The organism is Streptococcus mitis, from assembly GCF_002860865.1.
Taxonomy (GTDB): domain Bacteria; phylum Bacillota; class Bacilli; order Lactobacillales; family Streptococcaceae; genus Streptococcus; species Streptococcus mitis_AT.
This window is the reverse complement of sequence record NZ_PKIE01000003.1, coordinates 140,789-161,974: the sequence shown is the minus strand read 5'-3', so window position 1 is coordinate 161,974 and position 21,186 is coordinate 140,789. Positions and strand designations below refer to the sequence as shown.

The window sequence follows — 21,186 nt, the reverse complement described above, 5'->3', positions numbered from 1 at the left end:
TTCTTAGTTTGCAGATATTCAACAATCAGTCGTATTTCTATAGTATTCGGCAGATTTGTTACAGCCAAGCATCTCAAAAATACGAACAGCATCTTCCATTTTTTTCTGGCCTTCCTTGACTCTACCTTGCTTGCTATCAAGGAGACCTTCCGCCCACAAATAGACAACTCGGAAATAGGTTTCATTTTCATTGTAGAAATGCTCTTCGATGACACGTTTAAAATAAGAGGCATTGGTAAATTCTTCACACTCAATGCTAGCTAAAAAGCCATTCAATAGTATAGTGTGAAACAGGTTTCGATTGCCAGACACTTCCATTAGAAAATCAGATTTGCGGACCATTTCTCGTACATATCTGGTAAAAAGAGGAACTGATAAAAAGGGAGAACTGACTGAAAATAAATTGAGTTCATAGATTCCCCAGATCTCGGTAGAAAACAAATAATCATGAAGGACTTTCCCCTCCTCTGCCGTTAACTCTACCCTTTCATCCATGCTCTTCATATAAGACTTGATAAGAATGGCATTTAGAATATGTTTCTGTTTGTTTTGAGAATGGGCATGCTTTTGATACTCCCTGCGATACAAGTCCTCAAGCGGAGCTATATTCTTTGGATCCAAGACATCTATGATTTCTTTTCTCAACTCAGAATCTGTATCATACTGAAAACCTCTCGCCAGAAAGAGGATTTCCTCTACACTGGCAGATATATTTTCTAGGGCAAATAGAAACTTTTCCACCGATAGCTCACTCTGACCTGTTTCAAAGCGAGATAACATAGACGGCGAAAATTGTCCCCCAGTTGCTTGTCTCAGTGAGATATTTCTTGACTCTCGTAATTGTCTAAAGACTTTTCCAATCTGCTCCATAGGCTTCCCCTTGATTCAGTATTTTCTTCATTTTATCATATTTTTCAGAAAATTCATCAAAAACTTGCCAAATTGTCAGAATTATGAGAAAATAGAGGATATTTATCACGTGGAGGGACTGTAATGAGAGACGATATCAAAATCAATGACCGCGCTTTGGCCTTGCAAGACCAAATTATCGAAAAACTAGAGAAGGTTTTTGATACAGATGTGGAATTGGATGTTTACAATCTAGGGTTGATTTATGAAATCAATCTGGATGAAACGGGCCTCTGCAAGATTGTCATGACCTTCACCGACACTGCCTGCGATTGTGCCGAAAGCCTGCCTATTGAAATCGTCGCAGGTCTGAAACAAATCGAGGGGATCGAAGATGTCAAGGTTGAAGTTACCTGGTCGCCTGCCTGGAAGATTACACGAATCAGTCGCTACGGCCGTATTGCCCTTGGACTACCACCTCGTTAAGCAAGCAAATAACTTTTGAAGATGAAAAAAAGCAAGCCGAAGTTGGCTTGCTTTTTGATACTCAATGAAAATCAAAGAGCAAACTAGGAAACTAGCCGCAGGTTGCTCAAAACAGTGTTTTGAGGTTGTAGATAGAACTGACGAAGTCAGTAACCATACCTACAGCAAGGCGACGTTAACGTGGTTTGAAGAGATTTTCGAAGAGTATGAGTTTATTTTTTACCTGACTTGTCCATATTCCAGAAGTCTGTCACGGCTCCGCGTGAAGCAGATGATACGATGTGAGCGTATTTACCGAGGACACCACGACTGTAAAGTGGTGGCAAGGTTGTTTCTGCCTTGCGTTTTTCAAGTTCTTCTTCGGATACGGCCATGGAAATTTCTTTGGTATCTTGGTCAACCGTAACGATATCGCCTGTACGAAGGTAGGCAATTGGTCCACCATCCTGAGCTTCAGGGGCGATATGTCCAACAACCAGACCATAAGTACCACCAGAGAAACGGCCATCCGTCAAGAGGGCAACCTTGTCTCCTTGACCTTTACCAACAATCATAGATGAAAGTGACAACATCTCAGGCATACCAGGACCACCTTTAGGTCCAACGAAACGAACAACAACTACATCTCCATCAACGATTTCATCTGTCAGAACGGCCTGAATAGCATCTTCTTCTGAGTCAAAGACCTTAGCTGGACCAACGTGACGACGCACTTTAACACCTGATACCTTGGCAACCGCACCGTCAGGAGCAAGGTTCCCGTTCAAGATGATAAGCGGACCATCTGCACGTTTTGGATTTTCAAGTGGCATGATGACTTTTTGACCTGGTGTAAGATCTGCAAAGTCAGCTAAGTTCTCAGCAACAGTCTTACCAGTACATGTAATGCGGTCTCCATGAAGGAAACCATTTGCCAAGAGATATCTCATAACCGCAGGCACACCACCGACTTCGTAGAGGTCTTGGAAGACATACTGACCAGATGGTTTCAAGTCAGCCAAGTGAGGCACACGTTCTTGGATTGTATTAAAGTCCTCAAGTGACAAGTCAACATTGGCAGCATGGGCAATGGCAAGCAAGTGAAGAGTGGCGTTTGTAGAACCACCTAGAGCCATAGTTACAGTGATAGCATCTTCAAAGGCTTCACGAGTCAAGATATCTGATGGTTTGAGACCGAGCTCCAACATCTTAACAACAGCACGTCCTGCTGCTTCGATGTCTTCTTTCTTGTCAGCTGATTCAGCTGGGTGAGATGAAGAGCCTGGCAAACTCATACCGAGAACTTCGATAGCAGTCGCCATGGTATTAGCAGTGTACATACCACCACAGCCACCAGGGCCAGGGCAGGCATTACATTCAAGACGTTTCACGTCCTCAGCTGTCATGTCACCGTGGTTCCATTTTCCGATACCCTCAAAAACAGAAACCAAGTCGATGTCTTTGCCATCAAGATTTCCCGGTGCAATGGTTCCACCATAAGCGAAAATAGCTGGAATATCCATATTTGCAATAGCAATCATAGATCCAGGCATGTTCTTGTCACAGCCACCGATAGCGACGAAGGCATCCACGTTGTGACCACCCATAGCCGCTTCGATGGAGTCCGCGATGATATCACGAGATGTCAAAGAGAAACGCATACCAGGCGTTCCCATGGCAATCCCGTCCGCTACAGTGATAGTCCCAAACTGCACAGGCCAAGCGCCTGCAGATTTGACACCCTCTTTAGCCAATTTCCCAAAATCATGCAAGTGGATGTTACATGGTGTATTTTCCGCCCAAGTCGAAATCACTCCCACAATCGGTGTTTCAAAGTCCTTATCTGTCATACCAGTCGCACGAAGCATAGCACGGTTTGGTGATTTAACCATACTATCATAAATGCTACTGCGATGACGTTTAGCTAATTCAGTCATTTGTTCCCTCCCATTTCAGTTTTTACTATTATAGCACATTTTAAAGGCAATGAACAGAAGAAAATTCTTGAATTTTCAGAAAATTTCGATTAATTCAATTGATGACCTTTTAATTTTTTCATCTTTTTTTGTCAAGTAACTTTACTTTACAAAAAAAATGTGTTATCCTAGTATGGTTGATGAAAATCAGTAGATTGAATCGAATATAAATACCTAAAGGAGAAATCAAAATGGCAGTACCTGCACGTCGCACTTCAAAAGCGAAGAAAAACAAACGTCGTACACACTACAAAGTAACAGCTCCATCTGTAAACTTTGACGAAACTACTGGAGATTACTCACGTTCTCACCGCGTATCACTTAAAGGATACTACAAAGGACGTAAAATCGCTAAAGCTGCATCAGCTGAATAATAGAAGGGAGATACCATGCGCGTAAATATTACACTTGAACACAAAGAATCTGGTGAACGCTTGTACCTTACTTCTAAAAACAAACGTAACACTCCAGACCGTCTTCAATTGAAGAAATACTCACCAAAACTTCGCAAACACGTTGTGTTTACAGAAGTGAAGTAAGCATTCAATACGAATCAATACAAAAGAAAAACGCTGATTCAAGCGTTTTTTCTTTTTGTTAATTTCAGTACATTACAATAAAAATCAACCGAATGACTACATTATTGATAATATTTGTTAAGCCATCAAAAGTAATTAACATTTCATAGCGAGTAATCCTATTTAAACTTGTCTCACTATCTATTTTTTCTTATCTCTGTGTTATAATAAAATAGATTTTAAATCCATCTATTTTATTATTGAAAATTCTACATTTTTCAATTGAATTTTGATTACAAATATTCGCGTGATTTTCGCGTGATTTTCGCGTGAATATTTTAAAATATATCTTAGAAATACGATGAAATCAAAGATTTTAATTATCTATCAAATTTACTTTTTCGCGTGACAATCATTTAAAAAAATAAATTTAAGCAACATTATATTTTAGGAAGGAAAAATATGGACTTAAAATTTGAAGGGGTTGATTTAGAATACAAAAAAGCCAAAAACGATCTTCCAGAGTCTTTCTGGGAAACCTACTCAGCATTTGCAAATACAAATGGCGGGAAAATAATTCTCGGGATAGACGAAAAAAATATTGACCCCTACCAAGGAGTCAATAATCCTCAAAAAATACGAGACAATTTATTCGCTTTAGTCGCAAACAAACAAAAAGTTAGTTGTAACTTACTTACCGATAATGACATTGAATACATTGACATTCCAGGTAAAAATAAACAACTCATGGTAATCACTGTAAGAGAAGCGAATCCTCACCAAAAACCCGTCCATCTAAAAAATGATTATCGTGAGTCATATAAAAGATTAGGTGAAGGCGATGTTCGACTTGATAAAGAAGAACTTAAATATCTGATGACTAGTTCTCATGATGATATTGATAGTGAGTTACTTAATAATTTTGACGAAAATGATTTAAATTTAGATACAATAGAACATTACAAGCAATTATTAATTGAACTTACTGGTAATACAAAATATAATAGCATTTCGTTGAGAGATTTTCTAATCGAAATTGGTGTATTTAAAAAAGACAGGATTGATAATACATATAAATTAACCGCAGGAGGACTAATATTTTTTGGAAAGTACAATTCTATCATTTCTCGTTATCCCAAATTTCAATTAGACTATTTTGAAAAAGATACCTCCCTTTCAACTAGGTGGAACGATAGAATTTCAACAGGGGATATGATGTACCCTGATTTAAACATGTTTGATTTTTTCAATTTAGCATATAAGAAATTAACTACTACAACAAATGATAGATTTGAGTTTAATAACGAATCTGCCCACCGTTTACCATTCAAGAAAGACCTATCTGAATCTATACGTGAAGCTTTAGTAAACTGCTTAATGCATGCTTACTATGACTTTGATTCTCCTATAGTTATTACAGCTTATCAAGACTTCTATGAATTTAAAAATCCAGGTAAGATGAAAATTTCTATTCCCGAATTTATACATGGCGGAACTTCCAAAACGCGAAATAGTACAATCTCTTCATTATTCCGTAGAATTGGGATGTCCGAAAAAGCTGGATCAGGTGGACCAAAAATTTTTGATATTTCCGAAAAATATAAACTAAAAATCCCTGAGGTAAGCACTACCTTTGATAGTACTGTTGTTACAATCTGGAAAGTAGACTTATTGTCTTCTTATGCGGATACATCAGATAATGAAAAGATAATACTTGAATATATCATTAAAAATGGTAGTATTACTAAAAATGATGTCCTCGAAAATTCTCTCATGACTGAGTATAAATTTAGAGAAAATTTGAAATCTCTACAAAATAAAAAGTATATTGAGATAGAAGGTAAGGGACGATCTACAAGATATGTTCTCCCTAAAAGCTCAACTGAACAATACCACATCATTAAACAACAAATCAAAAATCTTGGAGATTTCATGACTAAATATTAAATATTTTATTTTCATTCCTAAAAATTTTTGAAATAATATGGTCTTTTCCCAAATTTGCGGAAACCAAAGCGCAGGCTCAAGTGAACCTGCGTTTTTTCATTCTTCCCCTACTCTCTAAATCTCATTCAACTTTTCGAGATAGGCGCTTAATTCTGCTTGGGCTTCTGGTGTTGTGCCTACTAGCTGGCTGCGCATGTGTGCGAGTCTGGTTTCTACCTCTCCAATCTCTTTATCAATCTCTGCGAGCTGATCGGCGAGGTCGGCGAGGGGAACTACGGGTTCTTCCTCAAAGGTATCAACATAGCGTGGAATGTTGAGGTTGTAGTCATTTTCAACAATCTCTTCAAAGCTGGCTAGATGGGCAAACTTCTCGACATTCTCGCGTTTTTGATAAGTCTCCAAAATCTTAGCAATATGGTCTTCGGTCATATTGTTTTGATTTTTCCCTTTTTCAAACTCTTTTGAGGCATCGATAAAGAAGACATCCTTGTTAGTGCGATTCTTTTTAAGGATGATAATAGTTGTCGGGATAGAGGTATTGTAGAAGATATTTGCTGGCAAGCCGATAACTGTATCAATAGCGCCTTCTTCTAATAGATGCTGGCGAATCTTTTGCTCGGCTGCTCCTCGAAAGAGAACTCCGTGAGGAAGTACGATAGCCATGACACCATTATGCTTGAGGTGGTAAAAACCGTGAAGCAGGAAGGCAAAATCTGCTTTTGACTTAGGTGCAAGAACTCCATAACTTGAAAAGCGAGGATCTTGCAGGAAGCCACTATCTGCTGACCACTTCAGTGAATAGGGTGGGTTCATCAAAACCCCATCAAAGTCTGTCGGCTCGGTCGTCGGCCAATCTTCGTCTAGTGTATCGTGATTGCTGAGGTGATAATTCTCAATCGCAACTCCATGAAGCATCATATTCATGCGAGCAAGGTTGAAAGTCGAAGTAATCAACTCTTGGCCGTAGTAAGAAATCGTCGAAGCTTCCTTACTATAGCGCTTGGCATTGAGCAAGAGAGAACCAGAACCCATGGTTGGGTCGTAAACCGACATGCCCTTTTGATGCTCGCGCCCTGCAAAGACAATCTGAGTCATGAGGTGAGAGACTGCTTGAGGTGTATAGAACTCTCCAGCCTTTTTACCAGAATCACTGGCAAACTGGCCAATCAAGTACTCATAAGCATCACCCAAGATATCACCAGCATGACCAGACACATTGAGGTCGTTGAGCTGTTTCATAACCTCAGAGATGGTTTTATTTTGCTTTTGTGGTGTGTTGCCTAGCTTTTTCGCATAGAGATCGATATCTTCGAAGAGATTTTCAAATTTTTCATTGGCCTGCTCGATATCACGGAAACTTTGGGCTAGAGATTCTAGCTGGAAGGTTCCTTCATGGATAGACTGAACCAGCTTGGTGAAGGTTAGAGAAGGCTCAATCACATAGCCCAGCTCGTCATTTAAGACCTCGATGAGGTCTTCACGGACATCTGCATCCGCAAAGTTTTCCTCGTAGAGAAGCTGTGCTTGCTGGAAGGACTCAAAAGTCTCGTCCAAGTTATCACAGACGGCTTGGAGGATGTTGTCGGATAGGTACTTGTAGAAAATCAAGCCCAAGAGGTAGGACTTGTATTCATTGGCTTCCATCTGGCCACGCAGGATATCTGCCGCATTCCAGAGGGATTGGTAGAGTTCTCTTGATAAATCTGTTTGTGACATAGGGTCTCCTATCAATTTATGTTGTTAGTAGTATTCCATGTTTTAAAATATTTTTCTTTTTTATATTTTCCTTAAATAGTGCGGACGGGAGGTAAAATTATCCAGTGGATGATTTTAGAAATCCAAGGAATTTCATCCCTAATTTTTGAGCCCAGAGTCTAAAAAATCCCGTCCTATACAATAACTTTGTTATTGTATAGGATACCACCATGGCGGAAAATATCCTCTAAAAGCTCACTTCGTTCGCACTCATTTTACGATAAACTCTTTTAAAAACGAATCACTGGGCTTTTGACGGTCTTTGTATCTTAGATAAACATTTTTCTGAGTAGGGTTTGTTTGCTTTCTTTGAGCTGGTTGACTTTTTCCTCTTGCTTGGCAATAGCTTTGTCTAGATCTTGGAAGAAAGAACCGATAGCTTCTTGTTCAGGGAGAGAGGGGAGATGTAAAGGAAGTTTCATCATTATATCCGAATTTAGCTTCGTTCTTCCTCCTCCTACTAGAAAAGGTTCAATGTTAATTTGTTTTACTGCAAATAATAAAAAAATATTGTTTATCAGATTATTTTTACCTTGAATAACATGAGCGTGATTATTTACCCAAACTTTTCCATTTACATATTGTACTGGATAATCTTTTAAATCACTTGCACCATCTTCGGCAATGAGAATGAACTCGCCATCATGTGTATAACCATCTACATAATCCTGTATCCCATTAGCCCCATAATATGGAGTAGCCCCAGAAACTCTTTCATTTGCTGAAACTGGAACTCTTAAATTATCATACCTATCCGTAACTTCCCCCAACTTCACTTCTTTCCACTCATCTTCAAATCCTGCGAAGCGAAGGGCTGGTTTGATTTGTCCTTTGGCTGGGAAGAGGAGTTTGAGGTAGGTTTTCTTCTGCTCTTTGAGCACCTCTAACTTACACTGTTGAAGGCTAATGAGCTGGTCAATATCTTGGAAGAAAGAACCAATAGCAGTTTGCTCGGGGAGGGAGGGGAGGGGGACTGGGATATCTTTCAGTTGCTTAAGTGGTAACTGCTTTAATGCCGTTCCAGTATTTCTCGATAACAATTCTCTTTGCCCTTTTGTACTAATAAAAAATTGCAAAAGAAAGTCCCCTTTAGCTTCATTTTTGTTAGTCCGAATAATTGCGAGCTGTGAATTGATGTTCCATCCAACATTCTCATCTTTAGCGTATCCAATAGCTCCTAATGATCCTCTCACTGCTAAAATAATATCATCCAATTCAATGTGACCAGATGTCAATTCTTCATGTTTTTCATGAGTTATATAATTTGCATTAGTCTCATCCAAAACTCCATTTACAAGATTACTACCTCTTAAAAAAGGGACACCATTTTCACTAGTAGTAAGGTCTTTCTCTGACGGATAAGCTTCTCCGTAGTTGCCATCTGTAAAAAGAGTTTCAGTTTCCCTCAACTTCTTTTCTTCCCAAGGTTCAGCATAGCCAGTAAAGCGATAACTTGGTTTCTTTGTCATGTTTATCCTCCTTATAGCAATTGATTGTCCCTTGTATCTATTAATCTTAGTTTATATGCTTTATCTGCACCTAATTTTTTCAGAGTTCTTTTCATTTGTACTATATTTCCAAATCGGTAATAACTATCAAGTAAAATATCTGCGTTTGGAGTCTTTTTAAATATTTCTTTTAAATATGGACTGTCTACCCATCTTTGTTCCGAACGAATTCCAAATCCGATGAAATAAATTTCTTTGACAGAAGATAATCTTTCAAAAAGTTCATTATAATTAGTCAATACATTGTCAACTGGTTTCTTTAACTTTTCAACAACTTCTTCAAGATATGCTCCTACATCAAGAGGATTGAAATCACTTACTTCATCATCACAACCATGTCCAAAAACAAATCCTTCCCCACCAATAACTCCATGTAAATGAAAAACTTGCTCTTCAGGAATTCTATATAAATCCTCTAACGTTTTTGTATAATTGAAATTGATAAATAATGCATCAGAATTTTTCAAAACTGTATCCTTTAATAATTTAGAGTGCGACTCTTCACTTTTAGTCAGAATTCTATCCTTCCAATCAGAATATGTTTCTTCTATCCACAATTTAAATAATTTATTTAAAGAATAATATATATATTTAGCTAGAATTTCTCCTATCTCATCAGCATTATTAGCCATCAAAGAACCATCCAAATCGCCATCACTATCCAGAAAATCCATGGTAGCAATAGACACTTTATTAAAATCTGCTAATTTCGCTTCAAAATCAGACCAAAATTTCTCAGTTTCCGTAATTTGACCCATTAACTGGTACAACAACTTATACAAATCTACATCATCTGGATATAGGTCTCCCCAATCTGGTCCCTTTTGCATTTCAGGAATACTATAATCGTCTATTTCTTCTAGCAATATTTCTTCGTCAATTCTATTTAGGTACAATTTTATGGCATTTTCACTTTGCAACGCCTCTAACAAATCATCTTTTCCATACGCCTGCTGATAAACGAACTTCTTGAAATATAGATAATCCGTCTTTAAATCATGCGCTATATCAAACCCATTTCCAATAATAAATAATTTTTCCATAATGTTCCTTCTTTCTATTACTCCATTTTCTTATTTCTACACTTTAGATTTTCTTTTTTGATTTCTATTCTTCAATTTCGGCCATTTTTGAACTTTAGGACATACATCTGTCATTTCTTTTGTTCAATTTTTGCTATTTTTGCACTTTAGATAGGCAACTATGCTATTCTATTCTTCAATTTTACCTATTTTGAAACAATAGAAAGTCTGATTTGACAAGATAAAGTTAAACATCTAGCAAATAAGAAAAGTCAAATCGGTAGTTTATCTCCCTCTTAGCGGTAAGATATCCTCTGAAATCATGCGCATATAGTCCTCTTTGAGGGCTTTTTTGTATTTGAGTTTTGGTAGTGCCTTGTCTCCGTGGGCTTCCTTATAGGCCAGATAATCCTGAGACTCGGTGATGGCTTTTTCGCCATTTTGCTTGTCTCGTCCGATGCGGTAGTTGTCCACTACGAACTGGAGTTCATCCTCTCCTATCTGCCAATAATCTGCCGTTTCACGAATCTTTTTCTGGGTTGTTAACTCAATCATCTCATCCAACTTATGGATGATAGACTGACCCTGATAGCTCTTGGCATCTGCTTGGACATTCTGCCAGAGTTTGGAGATGAGGTTGGATAACTTGGGATTGGATTTGTTCAAATCTTCGATATAGTTATCTACCAGGCTCTTTTCCTTTTTACCAATGAGATTTTCCCGATTTTCGATCAGGGCTTGGATGAGAGAGAGGATATAGTGATAGTTTATCTCGTCGGTGCGGATGGATTCGAGCTCATACTCGATATCCAGCAGCACACCTTCATCTTCTTGTTCTTCTTTTCTACGTCTGCGTAGTTCTTCGATGACATTTTGATATTGGCCGGCAAAGTTCTCGATGTCTTCTAGGCTGAGGCCAATTTCTCTGAGGATGACTTTCTCATCATAGTCAGAATAGACCTGTATCGAAGATAGGAGCTTGTCAAATTCTTGGAAGGCCTTGGCAAAGCGTTTTAATTCTGCATCTGTCGCTGTATCCAAATCAGGCACCTGCTCTGGACTTGGAGCGATGGCTAATAGTTGATGAACCTTCTCCAGAAACTTGGCCTTCTCCTCCTGCCATTCCGGGGCTAAGACACTGGTTTCGCCACCATTTGAGTAGAGGCTCAGAGCTTCATCCACCTTTTCTTTAAAGCGGTCAGGCGTTTGGAAGGTAACGATTTGGCCGAATTTCTTGCCTTCATCAAAGAGGCGATTGGTTCGTGAAAAGGCCTGAATGATATGCTGGGGTTTCATGGGCTGACGATCCATGAACAGGGTCGATAGGCAAGGGGCATCAAAGCCTGTCAACAAGCGGTCCACAACGATAACCAGGTCCAATTGTTCCTCACGAAAAGCAAAGCGTTCTTTCTTACGGGCCAGACGGTCGTTGAGGTCACTGTTGTAGGAAGCAATGGTTGCTAGGCTAAAGTGGGTACCAAACATGGTATTGTAGTCTTCTAGACTTTCCTCCATGTAGGCTTGGTTGATATAGGAGTCTGCTTCATTTTCTGTCACAGAGTAAGTAATAGCAACCTTAGGAAAGTCTGGCAAGACCTTTTTAACATTTTCCGAAATGCTTAGAGACTTTTCTCCATTTTTGACTTGCTTAATCAGGTTATAATAGGCCTGCGCACGGGCAATGCTTTTGACGGTCAAAATGGCTTCATAGGTTTTTCCTACCCCATTTTGGAAACCGAGTTTGCGTCTTGAGCGATTGAGAATGGCATCTAAAACGGCAAGCATGTGGCCTTCGTCATCATAACGCTCCTCGTCAATCTCATCTTCTGCCCAACCAGGCATGGTTGTCTGATACTCCACATTAAAGCCAAGAACCGCCTTGTCATGGATGGCTTCTTTAACAGTATATTGGTGGAGGCAGTCACCGTACTGCTCTTCGGTCGTCTGAGCGAGGTCTCCTTTTTGTTCACGCTTATTTTCTGTAAAGATAGGAGTCCCTGTAAACCCATACCAGAGAGAATTTGTAAAGAAATGCTCTAGGTGGCGCTGGCGTTCAGGAGTCACTGCACGATGGCATTCATCAACGACAAAGGCTAGTTTAAGTTGTTTGATACGATTGTAGACCTTTTGGTGACGCCCTTCATCAAACTGACGAATCATAGCATTGATTTTCTGGATGGTCGTCACAACGACACGGCGGTCATCAGAAGCCAGATTTTTAACCAATTCCTGTGTATCATCGGTTTCGTCGATATCAATCATGTCGTTCTCTGCGTAAGACTGAAAAGAACTGGTCGTCTGCTGGTCAAGGTCTGTCCTATCAATCACAAAGATTGTCTTCTCAATGGATGGTATCTGAAGCAGATTGCGCGAAACCTTATAGGAGGTCAGGGTTTTTCCTGAACCAGTCGTATGCCAAATATAGCCTGACTGGCGCTTGCGACTGGCTTCACGAATGGCCTCAATGGCATGTACCTGATAGGGACGCAATAAAATCAAGGCCTTCTTGTCATCATCGATGACAGAATACTGCATGACCATCTCGTGGGCTCTCGGTATCGACAAGACAGACTCTGCAAAGTCAAATAGTTGATGTTGAGGTCTATTTTCACTATCCACCCACTTGGTCAAGAAGCGCTCATTTAGCTTGTTGGCTTTGGCAGCAACGATGTAGCGAGTGTCTGTGACATTAGAGACAACAAACATCTGAAGACTTGAAAAAATACCTCTGAACTGTCCTTCTTGGTCGTATTTTTTAATCTGACGGAAGGCATCCATATAAGGATGAGAACGGCTTTTCAGTTCGATTTGAATCATGGGCAGACCATTGATTAACAAAGTCACATCCCCGCGACGCTGGCGAATCCCTTCTCCGCCTGTGATGACTTGGTTGACAACCTCATAGCTGGATTTGCCACCAGCGACATTGTTTCTCCACAAGACTTCCAAGCGAATGGTGCCTAGACTGGCATCTTCACGTTGAACCTGCACCTTGGCAATACCGTTTTCCCCTGCTATCCACTTGGCTGCTTCATAAAAGTTGACGAAATTGAGCTGGTTTTTGATTTGATTTTTCTCTGAATTTGTAAGGGGATGGTCTTGCAAAATGCGGACATTATTGGCTTCCAGCTTGGCAAAAAAGTTTCCCCATAGGAGGTCTTCTGTATTTAACTCAGGTCGATACACCCATTGACTTTCTCCCTTTGTCAGCTGGTTAATCAAATCCCGCTCGATAGCCAATTCCTGTTTGGTTTTGGCTTTACCTGCTACAGGAATAGCAGTCTCATCTTTGGGAGAGAGTCTCTGGCTGATATGGAAATCCTGCAAGGCTGCTTGATTGAGATGTTGCAATTTTTTGAGAAGATCTTGCTCCGTACCTTTTATGGCTTGATAGGATTCTGTCAGGTCTTTATCTGCATCTAGGTAGTGATGTGGATTCTTCTTTATTTGGATATAACCCTGCACTAAATCTTCTAAACGTCTCAGCTGAATAGCAAGCTGATTCTGGAGTTCCTGAGAATTTCTTCCAGATGCTTCTTTCTGGTTGATAGCTTCTAGGTATTCTACGATAGCAGCATAACTAGCCTGCAACTCAGGCGCTGAAACGATGAGGTCTTGTTCTAATTCTCTTGATAAAGTGTAAGCCATGTTCATACCCCATTTCTACAACGCAAAAAGCCTACCAAGGAAATTGGTAGGTTTTGAAAATGGGTATGAAAACGCGAGTTTATATATATATATATATATATATATATATATATATATATGCAAGCTAGTTATTTGCTTAAATCTGAAAAACATAGGGACTCTTCCTTTTCATTCATCCAAGGCGTTGATAAGATTGAAAAACAACACCTTTACTTCCTTCTATTGTACCATAAAAGCCCTATTGGGAAAAGGCTTCCCATGCTTTTATCTCTATTTTAGAGTAAACTTGCTTACTGGCCACTAACAATGGTTGGTAAGGGCTCCTAGCCAAGCAAAATCCCCTGCGAATCTACATTATAGGGGACTTGTGTGTTATTCTTGTACTTCTTTCTGGGCAGCCTTTCCTTGGTCTAGAAGGGCTTGGACGATTTTCTCATCGCGTAGTTTGACAGAATCGTTGATCATTTCTGCGGACTTAACGATGGTTGTTTCTAGTTGGGCACGTTTCTGACGTCCCAACTCAATAGCTGCGACGATACCTTGGTTTTGAGCGACCAGACTTTCAGCCAGTTTGGTAACAGATTCGACAGCGACTGTCGGGTTTTGGGCAATTCGTTCCATCTGTGGAATCACTTCCTTGCTGGTCTCAGCTAGCATCTGAAGAGCAGCATTATTGGCATTGACAATGGCATCTGCCACAACACCTGATTTCATAGATTGTTGCAAAATACCAAGTTGGGCAATGGAAAGCTTCATTGTTGGAATGGTATTACGACGAAGCATGCCCAATTTTTGACGCATATCAGATGATACCTTCACAAGATTGCGCATCTGAGGTGTTGTTGCCCAGGCAACATAGAGACGGCTGACATACTCAGTGTGCTGTTGTTCGAGGGTATTGACCACTTCTGCTATGCGGGCCAATTCTTGTGACTTGGTTTGGTATTCTACCGTACTTGTATCGAGTTGGTCAGCTTGGGCTTTCAGTTCGGCAGCGCGATTACCAGCTTCTGTCTGGCTGGCTTCGATAAAGGAAATCACTCCCACTAGATTTTCAATGGATTTGGTATTGTCCTCGATCAACATCTCAGCTGAGACGATATTTCGAGCTAGCACATCTTCTTGCTTGACCACTGCAGCAGCCATGCCATCGAGCTTTTGCTCCACTGTTTTTGAGTCAAAGTAAAATTCTTGTAGCGTATTTTTACTCTTGTTAAACAATCGTTGCAAAAAGTTTGGCTTCTCTTCTAACTCAGCAATCTCAGCGTTCTTGTATTTTACTACAAAGCCTTGCAACTCACGGTTGGTATTTTTGAGTAGATCATCCACTTGGGGAATCTGCAGTTTCTTTTGTTCTGACAAGATACGATTAACTGTATTGTTCACACCTTCTACAGCAGATTGTCCAAAATCTAAAAGAGCATTTTGATTTGTGACAAACTGGTCTACCAACTGCGGCACGTGCGCCTTGATTCCTTCTTGCTGCTCAGGGCTCAACTTTTCAAGGAAGGTCAAGGTCTTGTCTGAGCCAGTATTGGTCTCGATGATTTGGGTTGTTTTATCCACCTTAGCTACCGTATTATTGGCAATCTGGTCAATATCAAAATTAAATTCTGTCATGGTTACTCCTTTGTTTCTAACCTATTCTTTACGATCTTTTTCTAGAATACGCAGACTGATATCAAAATCACGCATATCTGTTTCATTGAGTTCTCTCAAAACTTGGTCCAGCTCAAGATCAAATTGTTCGATAGCTGCTTTAGCTTGCTCTAAGCGTTCTTCTGCCCGATTATAGTTTTTAGGATTGGCCTTAATCTTTAAATAGCCTTCTAAAATCGTTTGGAATTTCTCCATCTTCAAACTATGAATAGCAGTCAATTCTTCCTTATCACCCTCAGCCGAGGTAGCAATCTTGTCTAAAATAGCCTGATGGTCAATGGCAATATTAGCCAAAGTCTGAGACAATTCTGGAGCTAATTCCTCTGGCTCCGCATTTTCAAGATCTACCTGACTTTCCCTATCCAAACGTTCTAGCTGAACATCGATGTTTGCCCTTACTGTACGAACCTTTTTGTCAATACGGTTGTAGACATCAGCATCGATATAGGACTTGAGACGATCCGCCTCCTGATGAATTTCCCGCAGTTCGATCAATACTTGATTAGCCAAACTCTTATAGGAATCTGAGCCTTTCTCTACCAAGACTCCCTCTAACTGCTGAATATCCTTGTCCGCCTGACGAATCCGAGCTTTTAAAAGCTCAATCCGATCGTCGAGCGAACGATCCTGCAAAAGAGGATAGCGCCAACGTTTATAGAGGCGATAACCACCATAGCCTAGCAGTACACAAGCCGCAAGTGGAAGAGCATATTGGACCAAAAGGCCCAGTAAGAACAAGAAGCCCCAAAAATAGAGACAGCCTTTCCAAAAACCATTACCCGATTTCATAAACATTCCTTATTTTCAATTTATAAGTCTATTTTAGCACAAAAGAGAAAAATGAGGGCGGAAATCCCTAGAAAAGAGTTGATTTCTTTGCTGTAGAATGGAACTTGGTAGCGCGTGGGCTAATTTCAGTAAAGTGGACTCAAACCACAGGCTTCAGTGTTATAAGATTGCTAATGACCTCTGAGGACATATCAAAACAAAAGCTTGAAATATCGGGGGTTGTGTGTTAGAATGAAAGCATAAAGGGAAAACAATGCTTCTAGCATATGTAACTAAAAAAGCCCCATCGTGCCACCGATGGGGCTTTTTTGCTACCCTCTCAAAGGGTTAAAAGCTACTTGCTACGTTTCTTTATCCATAGCTTGAAAAGCTCAGATAGTACGTTAACAAGTAACGGAGCTAGAAAAAGGGAAAGTAACTCTAGCATATATAACACCTCCCTTCCTTAAAGTGAGGGGGCCAAAATATTATATCACACCAGATGTATATCATCAACATCGTGTCATTCCCAAACAAAAACGCCTTCATGTGTAGGCGCTATTTTTTCTTGAACAAACGGATGTAGTCCTGTTTACTATGAATAATATCTGATACAAAGACAGCTTTTCTATCCTCTAAAATATGATAGAAGGCTAAGTAATCGCCTAAAATGATGCATCGAGTTTTGTGGGGTGGGTATATAATGCCTCCTACTCTTTCATCAGCATCAAATCCTGCTTCCGGGAAAACTTCAAGACGTTCCAAACCATAAAGAATATTCTTAACTGTGTTTGCTCCTGCCTGTTCTGAAAAGTAGTTAGCTGAGATATAATCTTTAACATCTCTTAGCTGTCCTTGTACCGTTTCAGAGATAATAAGTCTATATGCGTTCTCGTTAAATTCCAAGGTTAGCCCTCACTTCATCAAGGCTGTAAGTTCTTCCATGTTCTAAATCGTCAAAGCTACGAGCAATTTCAGCACGCAACCCTGATAGAAGTTCTTCTCTTTCTTTATCTACTTGAGTTTCAAATGGCAAGGCTTTATTTTCTACAATGTGTTCTAAAAACAAGTTGAAACTAGCTGTCATATCAAGATTTTGTGCTGTGATAACAGCTTTAGCCTTCTCTAACAAGTCTCTGTTAGTCTTAAAATTTACCTGTGTATTTTTTTCTAAAACATTCATAGTAGTACCTCTTTTTAGACTATTATATCACTTTAAACTATACAGGTCTAGTTGCGTATAGATACTTATAGCTGCATGCTTAAAAGCTATTGTAAAAACAAAAAAAGCACTAAGGGAAAGCGCCCCAAAGTGCTCAATATCAAGGCTCTAAAGCCTATCTGATTCAATAAAATATTACAACATCTTGTTGTAGAATTCAACGACAAGTGCTTCGTTGATTTCTGGGTTGATTTCGTCGCGTTCTGGCAAGCGAGTCAATGAACCTTCCAATTTTTCAGCATCGAATGATACGAATGCTGGACGTCCAAGAGTAGCTTCTACTGCTTCAAGGATAGCTGGAACTTTCAATGATTTTTCACGAACTGAGATCACTTGACCTGGAGTTACACGGTATGATGGGATATCAACGCGTTTTCCGTCAACAAGGATGTGACCGTGGTTTACGAATTGACGAGCTTGACGACGAGTAGTCGCAAGACCAAGACGGTAAACAACGTTATCCAAACGACGTTCCAAAAGAAGCATGAAGTTGAAACCTAGGATTCCACCTTTGATTTTTGTAGCTTGTACGAACAAGTTACGGAATTGTTTTTCACCTACACCGTAAGTGAAACGAAGTTTTTGTTTTTCAGCCAATTGCAAACCGTATTCTGACAATTTAGAACGGTTGTTTGGTCCGTGTTGTCCTGGTACGTAGTTACGACGTGCCAATTCTTTACCTGTACCTGTAAGTGAAAGGCCAAGGCGACGGGCTTGTTTCCAAGATGGTCCTGTATAACGTGACATGTAAATGTCCTCCTGATATAAATAATATTTCGGTGGAAATAGTCACTTAGAAAGCCCTGATTCGTGCAGATGCCCTTCGCCTAAACAGCCAAGGTTACTTATCATAAGACACCTGTTGACGAGCTTCATGCTTTCCTGCTGGTATTTCACACAAAATCCATTCTACCATGAATGGCTAGATTTGTAAAGGGGTTTTAAGCTTTAGTTTGTGTCTATTTTTTTGAGGTAGTAAAAAAATACATCAAAAACGGAAATGTAAAAACAAGGCTAAACAATTTTACTTGCTCAGCCTTGACATCTACTAAAATTTCTGATAGTATTAATCTTACTGATAAACAAGTCCCAATTGTTTATCTTTATGAGAGGTACGTTGCTGCGTGCCTCTTTTTTATTAATAAGATCATTATACAATATTTATTACTATAAGTCAATAGTTTACTGAGTTTATAACGTTTTATTTATTGATTTTTTTCCCTACAAAACGTTGTTTGTCTCTCTGTTTTCGGCCCTTCCAGGAGGCATTTACAATCGTCCCTAAACTCCTTGGAGCTTGATCAATCTTTTTTCGTACTTTTGCACCGCTCATTCCTTCTGAGCGGTATTTTTCATATTCATTTATCCAATTACCAAAAAATAAATCTCGAAGTTCTTGATTGTAAGACAACAAAATAAGATGGGACATTGCATCGGCATGGTCTAATGACCAATACATTCCTCTATTTTTCATCCGATAACTGATTTTCCGATGCTGGCTTTCAATAATTCCTAAACTTGCTGTATCTAGATTCCTCTGCTCAGGAGGTTGCGTATATTTAAAATTTCCAAGGATTCTATTCTTAAAAACCTTAAATGTATCAATCTTCTTTTCGTTCTGATTAAGCAGAATGAATGATTCTAGTGTATCAATAGCTGTTTTCAATTTCTGCTTGCAATGACTGTCTATGGCTTTCATAAATTGATCTAGTAGCTCTACTGAATACGGCTTGACCAACTTTTTTATTTCTTTGTTCAGATGGTATCGATCCCAAAAATGTTGATGATGTTTAATTCCTAGATCATGTGATATCTCTTTAAATAAATGTGGAGTATAACCGTGACCCATATCTGAATTTGTCACAAGTAGAGTATCTGACGTAATTTTAAAATGATTATAAATATAATCTACTACTCTTTTTCTTGCTGTTCGATTATTGGGCGACACAATTTCCACCTTATTTTTTAAAATTTTCCTCTTTCCGTACACCTCCGTTCCGGTATGAATGACAAAATGAGATAATTCTTTATTCTGTTGTTCTTTTTCTCTTCCACTGACCTTTATCCAAACACCATCTCCTTCAAGATAAATGACAGGTGCCTCAATTTTCTTGACAACTACCTCATCACTATAGTAACGATAATCTTCTTTTTCATTTAACAACTGACTTGCTAGTTTAATTGCTTTTAACACTGTGTCTTTAGTAATATAAACCTGGTACATCAGTTCAATAACTTCCACAACTTTTCGATACGGTAACATTGTAGCTAGTTTAGTGATCTGATACAGCAATTCTTTGGAATAGGCAATACGTTTCTCTAGACCTAACTTCTCATCTACTGGAATTCTACATTTCCCATTCTTATACCAGCGCCTTCTTGAAAAAGTTACCTGGCCAAACGTAAAAGTAACGGTTCTCTCAGCATAGTTTACAAATTTGTACCCTCTAGCTCTCATTGTGGGAGCAATATAGTTATCATAGTCACTTACAAATTTATGAAATTCTTGTAAATTTTTATCTTTAAATTTCTCTACAAATTCTCTTTCATCAATAATTTTTGTATCCAAAATAAAAACACTCCCAACTAAAATCATAATAAAAAAGTATAAAGATTTTAGTTCAGGAGTTCAAATATTTTTTTCAGCAAAGATAAAAGCCTTCCCTTATTATTGGGAAGGTTTCTTGATTATAAATATAATTATGTTTATAATTATATTTATAGCGATAAACTTTCGAGAAGTTTATCAAGGTAATCTGATGCAGATTTTGCGCCGGCTGCTTTAGCAATCTCATCTAATTTTTTCCGATTGCTTGGTTTCAAAGTAAACTGGAATTGCTTTTTGCGTTCAAAACTTTCAAAGTTGGCTACCTCTGAAACCTGCTCAGGTTGGTGGGTTGCTTCGATAATCTGCGAAATCTCTTTTTCTTTTGGTGTGAATGCCATAACAATCTCCTTCTAATTATATTTATAATTGTATTTGTATTTATAAATATAATTATATTGTATCATAAATTTTTGAAAAAGTCTGCTCCAGCTCAGTGAAAAACTTTTTGTGTTTTTGATAAAGTTCAGGATTCTCCTCCATATCTGCAATAGAGATCTTATCAATCGTGGAATGATTGAATAACTCTTTTGCTGGTACAATTCCTAGAAGGTTATCTGTTCCCTTTTCTTTGGCTTCAAGTCCCAGGGCTTCCAGTAATTCTCTCGATGATCCGTAGTTTGGTCGAATCATATTTGCTAAGAAATATAACTCAGCAGTAATGTATGATTCTCTTGTACGATAGTCAATTACATCCTTTCTGAATGCTTCTAACCGAGTTGATAGATTGAATTTGGCATTATAACCAAACTCTGAAGGAGTCAATGGACTAATAATAGCGTGACTGACCGCAACAGCATTTTTAGTAGCTGTCGCAAAATCTGGTCTACAATCAATCAAGATATAGTCAAACTGATCCAACTTCTGCTTTTCGTAGTTATCCTCTAGCCAAAGATAAAGTAGCATATTTTTCTTATCGCTGTTCTCAAGATCTCGTTCTACAGTGTCAAGTTGAACCGATCCTGGAATTAGACTGATATTTTCCTTGACTTGCTTAATATCCACGTCACCTCCTTTGAAGGCATTCGCAATCGTATTCTTGCTTTCGTAAATATTGTAGCACTGAGTCAAATTACACTGATGATCTAAATCTATAAAGAGAACTTTATGACCTTTGCGAGCCAACCATTCTCCATAATTAAATGTCAAAGTTGTTTTTCCAACACCGCCTTTGATAGCGGCAAATGTGATAATCTTCATTCTATTTCTCCATCCTTTTTCTATATTTCTATTATACCATTATA

The 21,186-nt window shown here is 38.9% G+C and carries 18 protein-coding genes; 4 read left to right on the top strand and 14 right to left on the bottom strand.

Going from position 1 to position 21,186, the window contains the following annotated elements:
- Positions 1–18: 18 nt before the first annotated feature.
- The gene (gene rgg / locus CYK18_RS06810) at positions 19–870 is read right to left on the bottom strand and encodes a quorum-sensing system transcriptional regulator Rgg (RefSeq protein ID WP_101785786.1); all 852 of its coding nucleotides are present in this window, start codon (positions 868–870) and stop codon (positions 19–21) included.
- 123 nt (positions 871–993) lie between these two features.
- Between rgg and CYK18_RS06800 the strand changes: the two genes are divergently transcribed.
- Positions 994–1,335 carry a metal-sulfur cluster assembly factor gene (locus tag CYK18_RS06800; RefSeq protein WP_001204052.1) on the top strand — a complete coding sequence of 114 codons (342 nt, stop codon included), beginning with the start codon at positions 994–996 and terminating at the stop codon, positions 1,333–1,335.
- 212 nt (positions 1,336–1,547) lie between these two features.
- Here the strand turns inward: CYK18_RS06800 and ilvD are convergent, their stop codons facing one another.
- Complete coding sequence (gene ilvD / locus CYK18_RS06795; RefSeq protein WP_023947583.1) at positions 1,548–3,251, bottom strand: dihydroxy-acid dehydratase; 1,704 nt, start codon at positions 3,249–3,251, stop codon at positions 1,548–1,550.
- Positions 3,252–3,481: 230 nt separating this feature from the next.
- Between ilvD and rpmF the strand changes: the two genes are divergently transcribed.
- The 3 genes from rpmF (at position 3,482) to CYK18_RS06780 (ending at position 5,755) form a co-directional block, all read left to right on the top strand.
- Positions 3,482–3,664 carry a 50S ribosomal protein L32 gene (gene rpmF / locus CYK18_RS06790; protein WP_000290417.1) on the top strand — a complete coding sequence of 61 codons (183 nt, stop codon included), beginning with the start codon at positions 3,482–3,484 and terminating at the stop codon, positions 3,662–3,664.
- 15 nt (positions 3,665–3,679) lie between these two features.
- The gene (gene rpmG, locus CYK18_RS06785; protein ID WP_001265622.1) at positions 3,680–3,829 is read left to right on the top strand and encodes a 50S ribosomal protein L33; all 150 of its coding nucleotides are present in this window, start codon (positions 3,680–3,682) and stop codon (positions 3,827–3,829) included.
- A 441-nt stretch (positions 3,830–4,270) separates the two neighbouring features.
- The gene (locus tag CYK18_RS06780) at positions 4,271–5,755 is read left to right on the top strand and encodes an RNA-binding domain-containing protein (RefSeq protein WP_049521336.1); all 1,485 of its coding nucleotides are present in this window, start codon (positions 4,271–4,273) and stop codon (positions 5,753–5,755) included.
- A 114-nt stretch (positions 5,756–5,869) separates the two neighbouring features.
- Here the strand turns inward: CYK18_RS06780 and CYK18_RS06775 are convergent, their stop codons facing one another.
- From CYK18_RS06775 to CYK18_RS06720, 12 genes are all read right to left on the bottom strand, one after another.
- Positions 5,870–7,471: a type I restriction-modification system subunit M gene (locus CYK18_RS06775; protein WP_101785784.1), complete on the bottom strand. Its 1,602-nt coding sequence runs from the start codon at positions 7,469–7,471 to the stop codon at positions 5,870–5,872.
- Positions 7,472–7,779: 308 nt separating this feature from the next.
- Complete coding sequence (locus tag CYK18_RS06770) at positions 7,780–8,979, bottom strand: restriction endonuclease subunit S (RefSeq protein WP_053092697.1); 1,200 nt, start codon at positions 8,977–8,979, stop codon at positions 7,780–7,782.
- Between the two features lie 11 nt (positions 8,980–8,990).
- Positions 8,991–10,061: an AbiH family protein gene (locus CYK18_RS06765; RefSeq protein ID WP_049540097.1), complete on the bottom strand. Its 1,071-nt coding sequence runs from the start codon at positions 10,059–10,061 to the stop codon at positions 8,991–8,993.
- 264 nt (positions 10,062–10,325) lie between these two features.
- Positions 10,326–13,694, bottom strand: coding sequence for a type I restriction endonuclease subunit R (locus tag CYK18_RS06760; protein WP_257960168.1), 3,369 nt, complete (start codon positions 13,692–13,694; stop codon positions 10,326–10,328).
- A 366-nt stretch (positions 13,695–14,060) separates the two neighbouring features.
- Positions 14,061–15,308: a toxic anion resistance protein gene (locus tag CYK18_RS06755; RefSeq protein WP_101782247.1), complete on the bottom strand. Its 1,248-nt coding sequence runs from the start codon at positions 15,306–15,308 to the stop codon at positions 14,061–14,063.
- 21 nt (positions 15,309–15,329) lie between these two features.
- On the bottom strand, positions 15,330–16,136 hold the full coding sequence (locus CYK18_RS06750) for a coiled-coil domain-containing protein (RefSeq protein WP_101782246.1): 807 nt from the start codon (positions 16,134–16,136) through the stop codon (positions 15,330–15,332).
- A gap of 537 nt (positions 16,137–16,673) precedes the next feature.
- Entirely contained in the window at positions 16,674–17,021 is a 348-nt protein-coding gene (locus CYK18_RS06745; protein WP_101785780.1) for a type II toxin-antitoxin system RelE/ParE family toxin, read from the bottom strand.
- Positions 17,011–17,298, bottom strand: coding sequence for a type II toxin-antitoxin system RelB/ParD family antitoxin (relB, locus tag CYK18_RS06740; RefSeq protein ID WP_101785779.1), 288 nt, complete (start codon positions 17,296–17,298; stop codon positions 17,011–17,013). The genes CYK18_RS06745 and relB overlap by 11 nt, the downstream gene beginning before the upstream one ends.
- 174 nt (positions 17,299–17,472) lie before the next feature.
- Positions 17,473–18,084 carry a 30S ribosomal protein S4 gene (gene rpsD / locus CYK18_RS06735; protein WP_000092756.1) on the bottom strand — a complete coding sequence of 204 codons (612 nt, stop codon included), beginning with the start codon at positions 18,082–18,084 and terminating at the stop codon, positions 17,473–17,475.
- Positions 18,085–18,538: 454 nt separating this feature from the next.
- Positions 18,539–19,906, bottom strand: a complete 1,368-nt coding sequence (locus CYK18_RS06730) for an ISLre2 family transposase (protein WP_101785777.1) — start codon at positions 19,904–19,906, stop codon at positions 18,539–18,541.
- A 149-nt stretch (positions 19,907–20,055) separates the two neighbouring features.
- Positions 20,056–20,283 (bottom strand): hypothetical protein, encoded by a 228-nt coding sequence (locus tag CYK18_RS06725; protein WP_101785775.1) that lies wholly within the window; start codon positions 20,281–20,283, stop codon positions 20,056–20,058.
- Positions 20,284–20,335: 52 nt separating this feature from the next.
- Positions 20,336–21,142 carry a ParA family protein gene (locus CYK18_RS06720; RefSeq protein WP_101785773.1) on the bottom strand — a complete coding sequence of 269 codons (807 nt, stop codon included), beginning with the start codon at positions 21,140–21,142 and terminating at the stop codon, positions 20,336–20,338.
- Positions 21,143–21,186 lie beyond the last annotated feature (44 nt).